Raw genomic sequence first — 15,005 nt, 5'->3', positions numbered from 1 at the left:
GTCACTCGACGTTCTCTGTAAATTCGTCAACGGTCTGGCGGTTTTTCGATGGAATGACTGGCGCGGTCAACGTTGTATCGCATGGCGTACGCATGATGCGCGTGCTAGCAAAACGAGAACCGCTCTCGGTACGCTTGCGGAGCGACCCGCAGGAGTCGGACGAAGCTGCGCCGCATGCTTTCTTCGCTACCGAATCCACAGCGAGATGCGATGCGTTTGACCGGCCATGAGGTCTCGCCGAGTAGTCGCTGTGCTGCCTCGACCCGGAGTTGCTCAACCGCGCGCGCCGGCGTGCGGCCCGTTTCCGCCTTGTAATGACGCATGAAGCTTCGTTCGCTCATGTGGAGTCGTCTGGCGAGCATAGGGACGGACAGGTCCGAGGCAAGGTGTGCCACCATCCATGCATGCAGGTCGCCGAATCTGTCGTCCGCCCCTTGCATCGACAGCACGGCACTAAACTGGGACTGGCCACCCGGTCGTTTCAGAAAGACGACGAGTTCGCGAGCGACTTGTAATGCGATCGAACGGCCGAGGTCTGCTTCCACCAGCGCAAGGGCGAGATCGATTCCTGCGGTCACACCTGCGGATGTCCAGATATCGCCATCGCGAACGAAGATTGGATCAGTTTCTACGCGCAGCTTTGGATAGCGGTTCGCCAGTTCGTCGCAACGGCCCCAATGCGTGACCACGCGCCGCCCATCCAGCAATCCGGCCTCTGCCAACAGGAACGCTCCTGAACACACGGAGGCGATGCGCCTCGATCGGCTGGTCTGACGCCGTATCCAACGGGTCAAGCGCGCATCCTCCGATGCCGCGGAAACGCCGCGGCCACCCGGAATGATGAGCGTGTCGATGAGCCCTTTCACTGAACTTATGGAATGGGCCAGCAGGGCCAGGCCGGAAGATGAGGTCACGAGCCCGGCTTCGGCCGCAACAACTCGAGGTGCGTAGGGTTCGGCGAGCCGCTGCTGCGCTGCCAGTTCATTGGCGGAGGCAAAAACCTGCAATGGCCCGCTGACGTCAAGGAGTTGAACGTCCGGGAAAGCAAGCAGCAATATGGATCGCGCTTTGGTTGACATTACATGGCAGAAAATGAGGGGTAAATGGCAATCTTGCCAAAGGCTACCTGCATAGAATCGATCCGTCCACCTCGAAGACCGTCGCTGGTGAAAATCGCTTATACATTTGACAAGGTATCCTCATGACGCTCCAAATCGGATTTCTGGTATTTCCACAAGTACAACAGCTGGACCTGACCGGTCCCCACGACGTACTCGCATCGCTTCCCGGCGCAACGACCCACTTGATCTGGAAAACACGTGACCCCGTGACATCTAGCAATGGATTGCTCCTTACGCCCACAACGACCTATGGGGATTGCCCGCCACTCGACGTGATTTGTGTTCCCGGTGGAGGTGGCGTGACGGACTTGATGCAGGATATTCAAACGATCGAGTTTGTTCGCAAACAGGCCGGCGGTGCCCGCTACATCACATCTGTCTGCACCGGCGCATTGTTGCTTGGTGCTGCAGGGTTGCTTCGCGGACGGCGTGCCACAACTCATTGGGCCTTCCACACATTGCTTGAGCCACTTGGTGCCATTCCGACGCACGGTCGGGTAGTCCGTGACGGCAACCTCATCACCGGCGGAGGTGTGACCGCGGGCATCGATTTTGGATTGACGGTGGCTGCAGAATTGGCTGGGGTAGAGGAAGCGCAGGCGATTCAGCTCGAACTCGAATATGCTCCGGCGCCGCCATTCAATGCTGGTGGGCCAGATGTCGCACCGCGGGCGGTCGTGGAGCTAGTAAAGCAACGGTCCGAACAGGGGTTCGCCGCGCGACAACGAATTGTCATGGAAATCACCGCAGGTGGAACCTGAGTTGCCGCTTCGCGTCGCGTGCCGTCGATCGGCGGCTTGCCAGTAGCAGGCAGCGTGTGCCGATTGCATTGGGTGGCCGGGTAAATCGAAGGTGACTTATGGGTCGACTACTCAGTGTTGACAACCCGGATTGTAACGCATATTGTAAACCTAACGAACGATAGGTAGGTATGCAAGATTGTCGTTCGCTACGACACCACTACAAAAGGAAAGCCAAATGAGTGCTATCGCAACGAGTATCAATGACAATCACTTGTCGACGATGACGGTTTATGACTTCCCGCAAGGGCCGTATCCGACGCGTGTGCGCATTGCGTTGGCGGAAAAGAATCTGCAATCGCGAGTGCGGTTCGTGCTGGTCGATCTGTACGCGGGCGAGCACAAGAATCCCGAATTCATGGCGAGCAAGAACTACTCGGGCACGCTGCCGGTGCTCGAACTCGATGACGGGACCTGTATTGCCGAGTGCACAGCCATCACGGAGTACCTCGACGGACTCGATGGCGTGCCGACTCTGACTGGCAGGGCGCCGCTCGAAAAAGGGTTGATCCACATGATGAGCAAGCGTGCCGAACTGGAATTGCTCGACGCCATAAGCGTGTATTTCCATCATGGAACGCCGGGATTGGGGCCGCACGTTGAGCTGTACCAGAACGCGGAATGGGGATTTAGGCAGCGCGACAAGGCCCTGCGCGGAATGCATTACTTCGACGCTGTTCTTCGAAATCAGTCGTATGTCGCCGGCAAAGAATTTTCAATGGCCGATATCACCGTAATCGGCGGCCTGGTGTTCGCTTCTATCGTCAAGCTGCCAGTGCCGGCTGAGTGCACCGCGCTCCTGGCATGGTACGAAAGAATGCAGGAGCGGCCCAGCGTAAGCACGCAGCCGGCGTTCTCCGTACCAGCGGCTGTATGAAAAAATTTCATTTCTAAAGCTAAGTAGTCCTACCAGGCGACGAAAAACCCGTCGATTTTTGGCTGGATTCGCAAGGTGGTCGAAGAACTGACGGGAACCCCGCCTATGACTGTTGAGGCGTTCATTCGGAAGCACGCGGCGGTCTTCGCAGACTGACCAGTCGACAACGGGTCGAACTGCGACACCCCCCCTCACGCACTACTCGAAACCAACCCCGTCGTCTGACCGCTAGCCAGCATCAACTGCGCGAGGGCGCCTTGCGCGCTTTGCAGTTGACTCTCGATCTGGCTGAGTTCACTGGTATTCGAACTCTGCAGCGCTTCGCTCAACGAGCTTTGAGCACTTTGCAACTGGGCTTTGATCTGGTTGATCTGGCTGGCGTCAGCGCCTCCCGCCGAGCCGCCGGCGGACGATACTTGCGCCAGCTGGGCTTCGAGCGAAAGGGCGAGCGCATTCATTTCGTCGAGCTCGGTCGAGGAACTGCTGGAAGACACCGATCCGCCGCCGCCACCTCCGCCACCCCCTGCGCCGCCCGTACCTGAAGCGGAAGCGGAGGAGGTCGACCCGGACGAAGCTGCGCCCGATGCTTCACTCGATGACGTCGCCCCAGGCGAGGCGACCGCGCTAGCGGACACATCACCAGCCGCGGCTGACGAGGCGGCAGTGCGAGCCTTCGAAGCGGACGGCGCGTCACCCGAGGTGGTCGCGGTGGTTGTACCGGCGGTGAAAGCCGTGGCGGTGGTGGTCGGCTGGATTTGCATGGAATCCCTCGATTGGCTCGAAAGCAATGCGACGCGGCTTTGGGGCTGACTGGCCAACACCAGAGAAGCGCCCGATTACCGGCCTATCCTCGTGATAACGGCAGGCTGAAGCGTTTCTTGAGCCGATTTCCTGAAATATTTTCGTTTCGAGATCTTGCGCGAGGCGCCTGTCGGCGTGACTGCCAGGCCTTCGACGAAATTGCCAGTCTGGCAGCGGCACTATGCCGAACCCCGGCGGCAGCGGTGAATTTCATCGAAGACGGCCGTCAGCATTTGCCCTGAACGCGTTCGCCGCCAGAGTCCGGCAAATGGGGGAAGGGTGAGCGCTCGTCGCGACGAGCGCTTTAACCTCGAGTGTTTCCGCGGCGAACGATCGACCTTAACCAACGCAGCAACTAGACAAACCGCGCTTCGTTGAGATCGGCAATCAGTGTCGGACCAGTTGGGTGCCAGTTCAGCAGCGCCTGGGTCTTGGCACTCGAGGCCGGCATATCGAGGCCGACGAACATGCCCATCCAGCCAAAATGTGCCGCCGCCTCATCTGGGGAGATTGAAACGGTGGGCAACTTCAGACCGCGTCCAAGCGCCTCGGCGATCTCACGGCTACTGACGCCTTCTTCGGCGACGGCATGATAGCGCGCACCCGGTTGGCGCTTTTCTATGGCGAGGCGGTAGAGCAGCGCGACATCGGAGACATGGCATGCCGGCCAGCGGTTGCGGCCCTCGCCCACGTACGCGGAGACGCCTTTCTCGCGAGCGATGGCAACGAGCGGCGAGATGAGACCCTGCTTGTACGGGTTGTGAACCTGCGGCAGTCGTACCACCGACAGGTTGATGCCTGCCTCCAGCAGCCCATTTCCGGCCAGTTCGGATGCGATGCGCGGATTAGGATGGCTGATATTGAAGACATCTTCCGTCGCCGGTTCACCATGTTCACCGCTGCCTATGCCGGTTCCGGAGGTAATGACGAGAGGACGATCGGAGCCCGCCAGCGCCGACCCTAGTGCGGCAATCGCACGTTTGTCCTTTTCGCAATTCTCCACGAAGCGGGAGAAGTCGTGATCGAATGCCGTGTGGATGACGGCATCTGCTTTCTCCGCGCCGCTGCGAAGCGTGTCTGGATCCTCCAGCGTTCCGCGATGCACCTCCGCTCCCGCGTCGATCAGCGCTTGAGCGCCCGCGTCGGAACGCGTCATGCCGATTACCTGATGTCCAGCCTTGATGAGTTCGGGGACCACGGTCGCGCCAATAAAGCCTGTCGCGCCGGTTAGAAAAATACGCATACTGAAACCTCCCTGGTTGTCTCCTCTACTATCCGGCCATTTCCCGTTCCGTAGCAGTAGTGACGTCATCATAGTAAGAGCACTAACAGGATCCGGATGGCGAGGAGGCTGGACACGCTTTGCTACCGCCAGCGGCAGCGCATTGTCCGGCAAACCCGGATTGTGTTTCGCCGCGCCGGCCCCTTCTGACATGCGATGTCATTGCGCACAATGGCTTCGACGGCTAACCGGCCGGTGAGCGCTCGCATCAGCCAAACCAGGGGGCACATCTTGCAAACGAAACTGATTGAACGTGAGTGGATCGATCCGGACGAGGTGCCGGGAGAGACGCGCAGGGTCACCGATCTGACCGATGCAGCGGAACCGCAGTGGGCCGGCATCGTAGATTTCGGCCCCTCGGCGACGTACACGCTCGATGCGGGGAAGCGGCACGATCTGTATGTATTGCGAGGCAACGTTGCGATAAACGGCCACACATTCAATGCCGACGACTTCCTCATTCGCTGCGACGCACCCCTCATGCAAGCGGGCGACGGTGGGGCACGTCTGCTCATCTATCGCGAAGCATCCGCTTCCCGCTGTGATCCAATCGTTCGCAGTGCGAGAGCGCGAGTGTGGCGCAATGGAGTCAATCCACGGATGCATATTGCTCCGCTAGCGAGCGGCAGGCAGCACGTCAGCCTGGTCGAGTTTCACCCGGGCGCGCAGACCCACGATCACACGCATCCGAGTGGCGAAGAAATATTCGTGTTGAGCGGAGAACTTAGGGATGCGAACGAACACTATCCGGCTGGAACTTGGCTGCGCCTCCATCCTGGCGCTCGGCACGCGCCATTCGCCGAAGTGCCGACGGTCATCCTGCTTCGTCACGGTCATCTGCTTGCGACGCGTGAATGATCCTTGAGCATATCGATCAACGCCCGGACTTTCGGCGCGGTATGTCTGCCCGGGGGGAGCAACGCATGAATCGTCATGGGCGCAGTTGACCAGTCTGGATACACACGTACGAGCCGGCCCGCGGCAATATCCGCGCGAACCGAGAAGTCGGGCAGCAGGCCGATGCCCGCGCCTTCCGCGATTGCCGCACGGCACGCGTAGACAGTATCGGCAAACAGACCGGTAACGAATTCGATCTCGCGTGAATCCCCAGCGGCGCTGCACAAGTCGAAGCGTGACGGCTGTGCGAGAACCGAGAGTCCCACGAAGGCCAGCTTCGCCGCATCGCCAACGTCTTCAGGAAGCGCATTGCGCACGACAAAGTCGGGACCGGCGACCAGCCACTTCGAATATTCGCCGATGCGCACCGCGCGATGGCTCGAATCAGTCAGTTCACCCAGGCGGATGGCGACGTCGACGCCTTCCGCGATCAGATCGATAGCGCGATCCCCGGATACGATCTCGAGGCGCAGCCGCGGATGCGCGCTTCGCATGCGCGCAAGCACCGGAGCAAGAACGATCGCGCTGTACTCGACCGAAGACGCGACCCTCAAGGTGCCGCGCAGGTCATCCTGAGAAGGGCTGGCCAGGGACATAGCCTCTTCGGCAAGGCGCACGATCTCGCGACACGTTTCGAAGAACGATGCGCCTGCTTCCGTCACACTGATACGCCGCGTTGTCCTGACAAGGAGCGTGGCGCCCAGCTCGAGTTCCAGTCGCTGGATGCTGTCGCTGACCGTCGTCTTCCCGACGCTGCGCCGCTCTGCTGCCCGCGTGAACGAACCGGTCTCCACTACCGCGATGTAATTCAGAAGATGTTCGAAGGTCAGGTTACGCAGATCGGACATGGCGGATGCGTAGCTACGCAATATGGTGGAGGAGGGTGAGCGCAAACATGATCGTCGCCGCGACGCCGGCCAGGAAGGCGAGGGTGCGCAAGACGGGAACCCCGGCAGCATAGACGCAATAGTGGACAAGTCGGGCGACGAGATAAAGCTTTGCCGCGAGGACGGTCGCAGGCGTGCTTACGCCGATGAGCGCTGCGGTGAGCACCATAGGGGCGAAGACGGCGAGGTTCTCGATCGCATTGGTGTGAGCGCGCCGTGCCCGTTCGGCCCAGGCGGGGTCGGGCGGCAGCGAAGGATCGGGATTGCCCAACGTCGGAATCAACCCGCGCGTCACGATCCTGGCGAGCGTGTAGGGAATCCACATCAGGATCGTGGCCGAGGCGACGAGCGTGAGGAAATAGAGTTCGGGCGTGAGTTTCATTGAGCGGTGCTCCGGCGGATCGGTTGTTCGGCCAATCGAATTGCCATGGCCGCATTGCTCCGCAGTCTAGCCGTCGCTTCTGCGAGGGGCTATAGTCGCTAATGACATTAACGGGTTCATTTGTGACATGCGACTGGCTATATTCGCTCTTGATGGCGTATTCGACACCGGCCTGACGGTTCTGCTGGATACCTTCGCGACGGCCAACGAACTGGCAGCGGCACAAGGATTCGCCGCGCCACCCTTCGACGTGAAGATCGTCGGATTCGGCGGACAGGTCCGTACGGCGCTCGGTTTGTCCGCCGCGGTCGAGCCGGTTAGCAGTATTGGTCAGACGGATTGGGTGGTGGTCCCCGCGCTGAATACCAAACAGCCCGAGCGGTTGCTTGCAGCGCTGGAACGATCCGACGTGCGCGACGCGATCGCGTACCTTCGTGCCTGGCATGCAGAAGGCGTCGGCATCGCGGCGGCGTGTCTCGGGACCTTTCTCCTCGCGGAGGCCGGGCTGCTGGACAACGTTGCGGCAACTACAGCGTGGCCGCTGGCCCCGCTCTTCCGTCAGCGCTATCCGGCGGTTACGCTGGACGATTCGCGCATGGTCGTCGCAGCAGATCGCGTCGTGACCGCGGGCACCATGATGGGCCACCTCGATCTCGCGCTGTGGCTGGTGCGTCAGGCCAGTCCTGATCTGGCTGCGTTCGTCGCCCGCTTTATGCTCATCGACAAGCGGTCGTCGCAGGCTCACTACATCATTCCAGATTATCTCGCCCACGCCGATCCGCTGATCGCACGCTTCGAGCGTTGGGCTCGCGACCATCTGGCACGGGGGTTTTCGCTTCAGGATGCGGCGAGCGCATTGTCCGTCGGCACACGCACCTTGCAGCGCCGCACCGAGGCCGTGCTCGGCAAGTCGCCGATGGCGTTCTTCCAGGACCTGAGAATCGAACGGGCGAAGCACCTCGTTTCGATTGGTTTCGACGTCGAATCCATTGCGAGCGAGGTGGGCTATGCCGACGCCGCGACATTGCGGACCTTGTTGCGTCGCAAGCTCGGCCGAGGGGTGCGGGAACTGCGCGCGGAGATGCGTTGATACAACGCGCTTGTCCCGATCCTGGGCTGATTCGATGTACCGTTGTTGGGCGAGCGTTCCGCTTAGGCAGGCCCAGGCTTCTGCTGCGATAGTGCGTTTCGCTCTGCCGATAACTCAGCCATGAGCTTCTCGAGGTCCGGAGCCGGCAACCTGCCTTCCTTCATTCCGAAATCGCACCAATGCGAGTAGGGGTCGAAGCCGGCGTTCCTGACGTCCTGGTTCCGCTCCGCATACCACTGGCTGCTTAGGGCTTCTCTCAACACCTTGGACCCGGGAACGGCGATCGTGCCAATGATTTGAGTGACCACCGGATTTCCTTTGGCCGGTGAACTCACGGTCTGCGCGACAGGAATTTCTTTGGCGGCGGGCTCACTCAATTTCTTCGCCAGAGAATAGACGATTCTTGTCAGCATGGACACTTCCCGTTCGAGCTTCTCGACGGGGCTCAAATCCAGCACATCGTTTTCACCTGGCGGCGGAAAGAGGGCAGTGTCGGAAGGGATCTCCGGGAAGAATGTCGTCTTTACTTTTTCATTGCTCCCGGCGTAAGCATCCAGAATTCTCAGCCGTGTTGTTCGATCGAAAAGATAAGGCTTCGATTTCTTTGGACGGTTCTCCTTGCCGAGGACGCCGTTCATGACGTCGTAGAAAGACGTGTCGTGGATCGACGAGAACTCGTCCCGCACATGGTGTGCCAGAGCGATCAACCGCTCGTCATTGCTTTCATTGATGACGCCGACTCTCTTATGACCTGCGTCGACAGGCAGACCGGTGATGGTGATGAAATCGTCGACAACGTCTGTGTTGTACATGGACTTTCGATCGAACCGGCGGACGTGAACCCGGTCCCGGCCGAAGTCTCGCAACCATGGGCTTAGCATGGCGTACCAGTCGCCGTCGACCGGAACACGGGCCGCGAGGTATTCGTCGATACTCTCGTAAGCCTTTACGTACCATTGCCCCCATGCAGACGAGAGATACTCGTCCTGACGCCGGATGTAGGCAACGATATGCACATCGAAATGTGCTTTCTCTTCCGCAAAGAGGCTCGAAAACGCGTGCTGGTCGGACAGGTTCTCGGCGCTGATCACCAGCGTGTGCAGATTGCTTCTGACCATCTCTTCCTTGAGTGCGGCCAGACGTCGCCGCACGATGGACACCGCGTCCAGCCGGGTAGGCTGATGCGGAGCCTGAGCGGACGGCGACGCGTTGACCAGATTCAGGAAAAAGTTGATTTGCTGACCGGCGATGCTCGCGTTCATCGTCAGGTCGAGGCCAGGAATCAGTACGCCTTGCGCTCTGAGCGATGCCGCGTTGGCACCGAGATAGGCCTGAATCGCAGAGCTGCCGCATTTGCCTGCGCCAATATGAATGATGAGCTTTTGCATGCGCGTGAAGGGGGTATCGAACAGCGGTAAATCGGACCTTGCGTAGGATACCCCGGAAGCGGCCAGCGAAAGAAGTCCCCGCGACCTCACGCGCCGCCGCGCCGCGTGCGCCTACCGAACAGATACGACAGCACCGCGGAGACGAGCAGCGTCGCGCTGACGAAATACAAGCCGAGCGAGTAGTCGCCGCTCATATCGCGCAACCGGCCGATCACCATCGGACCAATCGTGCCGCCGATCAGGCTGCCCATCGCATTGATCAGCGCAATGCCCGCCGCCGCGGCGGAGCCCGACAGGAACTGCGTCGGCATGCTCCACAGAGGCGGCTTTGCCGCATTGATGCCGAAGTTCGCGATCGACAGTCCGACGATCAGCACGATCACCGTGCTTGCGTGTCCAGACATCAGCATCCCGATCCCGGCCGCGAGACACGCGATCGCAACGTGCAGGCGGCGTTCGTTGGTGCGATCCGAATTGCGCGCCCACAGCACCATCGTGACGACCGCGAAGAGATTCGGAATCGCGTTCACGAGACCGAGTTCGAAGTAGCTGAAACCGAAGCGGTGGATGATCATCGGCGCCCAGATGCCGATCGCGTACAGTCCGGTCGAGGTGCCCGCATAGACAAGCGCGAGCAGCAGCACGCGCGGATCCTTCACCGCGCTCCAGACGCTCGACTTGCTCTGCGCCGCCTTGCCATCGCGTCCGCGCTGCATCTCGCTGCTCAGCCATTGGCGCTCGGCGGGCGCAAGCCACTGCGCTTCCTCCGGCCGGTCGGTCAGGAAGAAGAACGAGACGACGCCGAGCAGCACGGTTGGCGCGCCCTCGACGAGGAACAGCCACTGCCAGCCGTGCAGATGGGCGAAACCTTCGAGGCTCATCAATGCACCGGAGATCGGCGAGCCGATCATGTTCGACAGCGGCGCCGCCGTCATGAACATGGCCGTGACGAACGCCCGATGGCGCGCCGGAAACCAGTAGCTCAGGTACAGGATGATGCCGGGGAAAAAGCCTGCTTCCGCGAGACCGAGCACGAAGCGCAGCGTATAGAAACTGTACGGACCGCTGACGAACGCCGTGGCCGCCGACAGCACGCCCCACACGACCATCAGCAGTGCGATCCAGCGGCGCGCGCCGATACGTTGCAGCGCGAGATTCGACGGCATGCCGGCAGCGATATAGCCGACGAAGAAAATCCCCGCACCGACACCGAACATGGCCTGCGTGAGGCCGATGTCGTGATTCATCGTGAGGCCTGCGAAGCCGACGTTCACGCGATTCAGAAAGCTCAGGAAGTACAGGACGATGATGAACGGCGTGATGCGCCGCGAGATCTTTCTGACGACGCGAGTCTCCAGCGCGGCGTCCTCCTGCGGATGGACTATGGTGGTGCTCATTCTCGTCTCCTATTTAGCGCTATCGAGCGTGCCTGGCGCCTGGTCTTATTTAATGGTGATTCTGCTGCGCCGGCAGATCGATACGGCACCACGGCTGCGCTGCCCAGTGGCGCGTCTCAAAGGCGTCGATCGCCTTCTCCTCGCGCAGCGTCAAGCCGATCATATCGAGCCCCTCCACCAGCATCTGCTTCTGGCGCGCGGGCAGCGAGAACCGATAGCGCTGTCCCGAAGGCGTCTGCACGACCTCGTTCTCAACGTCGATCGATACGTGCTTGTCGCTGCCGTTCTCGAGTTCGGCGACGAGCGCCTCGATCTGCTCAGGCGGCAGTGTGACAAGCAGCAAACGGTTGTTGGTCGAGTTGAAGTAAAAGATCTCGCCGTAGCTCGGCGCGATCACCGCTTCGAAACCTCCCTGCTGCAGGCCCCATACCGCGTGCTCGCGGCTCGATCCGCAGCCGAAGTTCGCACCGCCGATCAGGATTTTCGCGCCCTTGTATTCGGGGCGGTTCAGCACGAAATTCTCGCGCACATGGCCATCCGCATCGAGGCGCAGGTCGTGCAACAGGCCGCGCGCGAGCCCCGATTTGTCGATACCGAGCAGAAACTGCTTCGGCATGATCTGGTCGGTATCAAGGTTGTTGACCGGCAGCGGGGCGGCGGTGCCCGCGATCATGAACGGCTTAGCCATGAGTCAGTTCCTTGCGAATGTCGACGATGCGTCCGGCGATCGCGGCAGCGGCGGCCATCGCGGGGCTCATCAGATGGGTTTTGCTGTCGCGCCCCTGGCGCCCTTCGAAATTGCGGTTCGTCGTGGATGCGCAGCGCTCGCCCGGTGCGAGCACGTCGTCGTTCATCGCCAGACACATCGAGCAGCCCGGCTGGCGCCATTCGAATCCGGCATCGATCAGCAACTGCGCGATGCCCTCGCGCTCCGCCTGGTCACGCACCATGCCCGAGCCCGGCACAACCATCGCGCGCACCGTCGATGCCACTTTACGGCCTCGCACCACGGCGGCGACCGCACGCAGATCTTCGATCCGCGCATTCGTACACGAGCCGATAAACACGCGATCGATCGCCGTGCCTTCGATCGGCGCGCCGCCAGGCAGTCCGATGTAGTCGAGCGCCTTGCGCATCGTCGCGACGTCGAGACCGGAGCCGTCCGCGGTGTCGGCGCTGGGAATGCGTCCGTCCACCGGAATCGCCTGATCCGGGCTCGTGCCCCACGTGACATAGGGCGCGACGCGCGTTGCGTCGAACCGGTGTTCGACGTCGAAATGCGCATCGGCATCCGAGTGCAGTTGCGACCACGCCGTGCGGGCGGCTTCGAGCGTTTGCGCATCGAGATCGCGGACCTTGCTGCAGACATAGTCGAGCGTCGTGCGGTCCGGTGCGATCAACGCGGCGCGCGCGCCGGCTTCCACCGTCATATTGCAGAGGGTCATGCGCGCCTCGGCGGACAGTGCGGCTATCGCCTCTCCTGCGTATTCGACCGCGTATCCGCGCGCGCCTTGCGCGCCGATCTGCGCAATGATGTGCAACACGACGTCCTTCGAAGTCGTGCCCGGTTGCAGCGTGCCGTCCACGACGATACGCATGTCTTTCGCGACGCGGTAGACGAGCGTCTGCGTGGCCAGCACGTGCTCGACCTCCGAGGTGCCGATGCCGAATCCGAGCGCGCCGAGTGCGCCGTAGGTGGTCGTGTGGCTGTCGCCGCACAGCACGACCATGCCGGGACGGATTAGTCCGATCTCGGGCGCCACGACGTGCTCGATGCCCTGCATCGCATCGTTGACGTCGAACAGATGAATGCCGTGCTCCGCACAATTGCGCGTGAAATTCGTAGCCTGTTTTGCGGCGTCGACGACCTCGATCGTGCGCGCGCGAACCGGCACCGGCCGCGTCGGAATCACGTGATCGACGATACCCATCTGCTGATGCGGACGCCGCACGCGCAGGCCTTTCTCACGCAGCCCCGCGAATGCCTGTGGGCTGGTGTACTCGTTCATGATGTGCAGATCGGCGTAGAGCACAACGTGCTCCGCGTCGATAATCGATACGGTATGCGAATCGACCAGTTTCCGGTAAAGCGTTTGTGAGGACATGATGAAACCTGACTGGTAAGGATCAAACGTGCGGATCAGGAGCGAATCAGCGCTGAAGAAATGCCAGCACGCGTTCGAGGAGTAACGCCGGCACTTCTTCGGCAATGTAGTGACCGCAAGGCAGCGCCTCGCCGCTGACGTCGGCGTTCCAGTGGCGCCATTCCGCCAGCGGATCGAAGCACTTGCCGACTGCGCCGTCCGCGCCCCATAGCGCGAGGAACGGTGAGACGATGCGCTTGCCTGCCGCAAGATCCGCGCGGTCGTGCTCGAGGTCGATGGTGATCGAGGCCCGGTAGTCTTCGCAGATCCCGTGCGCGGTGGCCGGATCGGAGAGGCAACGCAGATAGGCGGCGTAAGCCTCGGACGTGAACGGCTTGAGCCCCGCGCTGCGGGCACCCATGGTCTGCTTCAGATAGAGGTCGGGGTCGGCGCGGATCAGCGTTTCGGGGAAGGGTGCGGGACGTACGAGAAAGAACCAGTGCCAGTAGGCGCGCGCAAATTCGAATGAGGTCTGTTCGTACATCGCGACGGTCGGCGCGACGTCGAGTGTTACGAGTTGCGTCACTACATCCGGATGGTCGATCGCCATCCGTGCTGCGACGCGCCCACCGCGATCATGACCGACGACCGCAAACGACGTGAATCCATGCGCGCGCATCAGTTCGACCTGGTCGAGCGCCATGCGGCGCTTCGAGTAGTTGGCGTGGTCGTCGGCGCCTTGGGGTTTGTCGCTGTCGCCGTAACCGCGCAGATCGGCGGCGATCACCGTAAAGTGCTCGGCCAGGGTGGGCGCGACCTTGTGCCAGATCGCGTGGGTTTGCGGGTGACCGTGCAAGAGCAGCAGCGCGGGGCCGCGTCCGCCCTTGATCGCGTGAATCCGGACGCCGTCGACGGTTGTCGATGCGTCGCAGAACGCTTCGAACATGGTTGTCTCCTGAAGTTGTTTGCAGTCTAATTCATGCCATGGGCGATTGGGTTTCCACAAAAGCAATCCAGTCGTAACTTTAAGGAACGAATGAGCCTGGGCAGGGAGTGACGCGATGGATGGCTTTTCCGATCTGAATCTGTTTGCGCTGGTTGCGCGCAACCGCAACCTGGCGGCTGCGGCGCGCGAGCTAGGCGTGACGCCGCCCGCCGTCAGCAAGCGGCTCGCGCAACTGGAGCAGCGCCTTGGCGTGCGGCTGATGAACCGGACAACGCGGCGTCTTTCCCTCACGCCGGAAGGCGAGCTCTATCTCGCCAACGGCTCGCGCATCCTCGACGACCTGTCGGAACTGGAGCATCTCGTCACGCGTAGCCGTGGCGAACCTACGGGTCTGCTGCGGGTGAATGCGTCGTTCGGTTTCGGACGGACACATATCGCACCCGCGGTATCGGAGTTCGTCGAGCGCTTTCCGTCGATGAAGATCCAGTTGCAACTGACTGAGCGGCCGCTCAGTCTGCAGGAAGAAGGCTTTGACCTCGGCATCCGGTTCGGCGAGGTCCCCGACGCGCGTATCAACGCTCGACTGTTGCTGAAGAACCGGCGCATCGTGTGCGCATCGCCGGCGTATCTGAAGCGGCATGGCCAGCCCTCCGTGCCGCACGACCTGACCCGCCACTCGTGCATTGTGCTGCGCGAGAATGATTCGGCGTACGGAACATGGCATTTCTCGCGGGGCAAGCGTGCGGAGACGGTGAAAGTCGATGGTTCGCTGTCGAGCAATGACGGCAGCATTGTGCTGCAGTGGGCGCTCGATGGACGCGGTATCGTCGTGCGCTCGCAGTGGGAGATCAGCGGCCATATCGAACGCGGAGAACTGGTGCCGCTGCTCGTCGAATGGGCCCTCCCGAACGCCGATATTCACGCGATCTACCTCGAACGCAACAGGCTGTCTGCCAAGCTGCGCACGTTCGTCGACTTCCTGGGCGAGTACCTGCGAAGTGCGTTTGACGGGGGAGTAGTAACAGGCGGCGTGGAGACTTCCAGATGAGATCT

The 15,005-nt window shown here is 61.3% G+C and carries 15 protein-coding genes; 5 read left to right on the top strand and 10 right to left on the bottom strand.

Features of this window, described 5'->3' with window-relative positions; all coding sequences use genetic code 11:
• Positions 1-104: 104 nt before the first annotated feature.
• Positions 105-1,079: a GlxA family transcriptional regulator gene (locus P3T24_RS16105; RefSeq protein WP_429435999.1), complete on the bottom strand. Its 975-nt coding sequence runs from the start codon at positions 1,077-1,079 to the stop codon at positions 105-107.
• Positions 1,080-1,201: 122 nt separating this feature from the next.
• Between P3T24_RS16105 and P3T24_RS16100 the strand changes: the two genes are divergently transcribed.
• Together P3T24_RS16100 and P3T24_RS16095 are read left to right on the top strand one after the other, a co-directional pair.
• Positions 1,202-1,882: a DJ-1/PfpI family protein gene (locus P3T24_RS16100; RefSeq protein WP_429435996.1), complete on the top strand. Its 681-nt coding sequence runs from the start codon at positions 1,202-1,204 to the stop codon at positions 1,880-1,882.
• A gap of 217 nt (positions 1,883-2,099) precedes the next feature.
• Complete coding sequence (locus P3T24_RS16095) at positions 2,100-2,798, top strand: glutathione S-transferase (protein WP_429435993.1); 699 nt, start codon at positions 2,100-2,102, stop codon at positions 2,796-2,798.
• 191 nt (positions 2,799-2,989) lie between these two features.
• On the opposite strand, the gene P3T24_RS16090 is transcribed toward P3T24_RS16095, so the two are convergent.
• Positions 2,990-3,559, bottom strand: coding sequence for a hypothetical protein (locus P3T24_RS16090; protein ID WP_143787534.1), 570 nt, complete (start codon positions 3,557-3,559; stop codon positions 2,990-2,992).
• A gap of 395 nt (positions 3,560-3,954) precedes the next feature.
• Complete coding sequence (locus P3T24_RS16085) at positions 3,955-4,842, bottom strand: SDR family oxidoreductase (protein WP_429435990.1); 888 nt, start codon at positions 4,840-4,842, stop codon at positions 3,955-3,957.
• A gap of 270 nt (positions 4,843-5,112) precedes the next feature.
• Here P3T24_RS16085 and P3T24_RS16080 point away from each other — a divergent pair, with 270 nt between their 5' ends.
• Positions 5,113-5,739 (top strand): cupin domain-containing protein, encoded by a 627-nt coding sequence (locus tag P3T24_RS16080; protein WP_429435987.1) that lies wholly within the window; start codon positions 5,113-5,115, stop codon positions 5,737-5,739.
• Here P3T24_RS16080 and P3T24_RS16075 read toward each other — a convergent pair.
• Entirely contained in the window at positions 5,715-6,626 is a 912-nt protein-coding gene (locus tag P3T24_RS16075) for a LysR substrate-binding domain-containing protein (protein WP_429435985.1), read from the bottom strand. The genes P3T24_RS16080 and P3T24_RS16075 overlap by 25 nt on opposite strands.
• A 13-nt stretch (positions 6,627-6,639) precedes the next feature.
• Positions 6,640-7,047 (bottom strand): MAPEG family protein, encoded by a 408-nt coding sequence (locus P3T24_RS16070; RefSeq protein WP_429435983.1) that lies wholly within the window; start codon positions 7,045-7,047, stop codon positions 6,640-6,642.
• Between the two features lie 127 nt (positions 7,048-7,174).
• Between P3T24_RS16070 and P3T24_RS16065 the strand changes: the two genes are divergently transcribed.
• On the top strand, positions 7,175-8,137 hold the full coding sequence (locus P3T24_RS16065; protein WP_429435979.1) for a GlxA family transcriptional regulator: 963 nt from the start codon (positions 7,175-7,177) through the stop codon (positions 8,135-8,137).
• A 62-nt stretch (positions 8,138-8,199) separates the two neighbouring features.
• On the opposite strand, the gene P3T24_RS16060 is transcribed toward P3T24_RS16065, so the two are convergent.
• The 5 genes from P3T24_RS16060 to P3T24_RS16040 form a co-directional block, all read right to left on the bottom strand.
• The gene (locus tag P3T24_RS16060) at positions 8,200-9,525 is read right to left on the bottom strand and encodes a hypothetical protein (RefSeq protein WP_074265188.1); all 1,326 of its coding nucleotides are present in this window, start codon (positions 9,523-9,525) and stop codon (positions 8,200-8,202) included.
• A gap of 86 nt (positions 9,526-9,611) precedes the next feature.
• Positions 9,612-10,922 (bottom strand): MFS transporter, encoded by a 1,311-nt coding sequence (locus P3T24_RS16055; RefSeq protein WP_429435976.1) that lies wholly within the window; start codon positions 10,920-10,922, stop codon positions 9,612-9,614.
• A 49-nt stretch (positions 10,923-10,971) separates the two neighbouring features.
• On the bottom strand, positions 10,972-11,610 hold the full coding sequence (gene leuD / locus P3T24_RS16050; RefSeq protein ID WP_429407784.1) for a 3-isopropylmalate dehydratase small subunit: 639 nt from the start codon (positions 11,608-11,610) through the stop codon (positions 10,972-10,974).
• Positions 11,603-13,027: a 3-isopropylmalate dehydratase large subunit gene (gene leuC / locus P3T24_RS16045; RefSeq protein ID WP_429435973.1), complete on the bottom strand. Its 1,425-nt coding sequence runs from the start codon at positions 13,025-13,027 to the stop codon at positions 11,603-11,605. The genes leuD and leuC overlap by 8 nt, the downstream gene beginning before the upstream one ends.
• Positions 13,028-13,073: 46 nt before the next feature.
• On the bottom strand, positions 13,074-13,952 hold the full coding sequence (locus P3T24_RS16040; RefSeq protein ID WP_074265184.1) for an alpha/beta fold hydrolase: 879 nt from the start codon (positions 13,950-13,952) through the stop codon (positions 13,074-13,076).
• 115 nt (positions 13,953-14,067) lie between these two features.
• Between P3T24_RS16040 and P3T24_RS16035 the strand changes: the two genes are divergently transcribed.
• Entirely contained in the window at positions 14,068-15,000 is a 933-nt protein-coding gene (locus tag P3T24_RS16035) for a LysR family transcriptional regulator (protein WP_429435971.1), read from the top strand.
• Positions 15,001-15,005 lie beyond the last annotated feature (5 nt).

Source organism: Paraburkholderia sp. GAS33 (genome assembly GCF_050436645.1).
Lineage (GTDB): Bacteria > Pseudomonadota > Gammaproteobacteria > Burkholderiales > Burkholderiaceae > Paraburkholderia > Paraburkholderia phenazinium_B.
Note: the sequence above shows the minus strand (reverse complement) of the source record. Positions and strands in the feature narration are given on the sequence as shown.

Coding starts and splice junctions, on each gene's coding strand:
- P3T24_RS16105 (WP_429435999.1), bottom strand. CDS start 1,079: ATGTCAACCAAAGCGCGATCCATATTGCTGCTTGCTTTCCCGGACGTT.
- P3T24_RS16100 (WP_429435996.1), top strand. CDS start 1,202: ATGACGCTCCAAATCGGATTTCTGGTATTTCCACAAGTACAACAGCTG.
- P3T24_RS16095 (WP_429435993.1), top strand. CDS start 2,100: ATGAGTGCTATCGCAACGAGTATCAATGACAATCACTTGTCGACGATG.
- P3T24_RS16090 (WP_143787534.1), bottom strand. CDS start 3,559: ATGCAAATCCAGCCGACCACCACCGCCACGGCTTTCACCGCCGGTACA.
- P3T24_RS16085 (WP_429435990.1), bottom strand. CDS start 4,842: ATGCGTATTTTTCTAACCGGCGCGACAGGCTTTATTGGCGCGACCGTG.
- P3T24_RS16075 (WP_429435985.1), bottom strand. CDS start 6,626: ATGTCCGATCTGCGTAACCTGACCTTCGAACATCTTCTGAATTACATC.
- P3T24_RS16070 (WP_429435983.1), bottom strand. CDS start 7,047: ATGAAACTCACGCCCGAACTCTATTTCCTCACGCTCGTCGCCTCGGCC.
- P3T24_RS16065 (WP_429435979.1), top strand. CDS start 7,175: ATGCGACTGGCTATATTCGCTCTTGATGGCGTATTCGACACCGGCCTG.
- P3T24_RS16060 (WP_074265188.1), bottom strand. CDS start 9,525: ATGCAAAAGCTCATCATTCATATTGGCGCAGGCAAATGCGGCAGCTCT.
- P3T24_RS16055 (WP_429435976.1), bottom strand. CDS start 10,922: ATGAGCACCACCATAGTCCATCCGCAGGAGGACGCCGCGCTGGAGACT.
- leuD (WP_429407784.1), bottom strand. CDS start 11,610: ATGGCTAAGCCGTTCATGATCGCGGGCACCGCCGCCCCGCTGCCGGTC.
- leuC (WP_429435973.1), bottom strand. CDS start 13,027: ATGTCCTCACAAACGCTTTACCGGAAACTGGTCGATTCGCATACCGTA.
- P3T24_RS16040 (WP_074265184.1), bottom strand. CDS start 13,952: ATGTTCGAAGCGTTCTGCGACGCATCGACAACCGTCGACGGCGTCCGG.
- P3T24_RS16035 (WP_429435971.1), top strand. CDS start 14,068: ATGGATGGCTTTTCCGATCTGAATCTGTTTGCGCTGGTTGCGCGCAAC.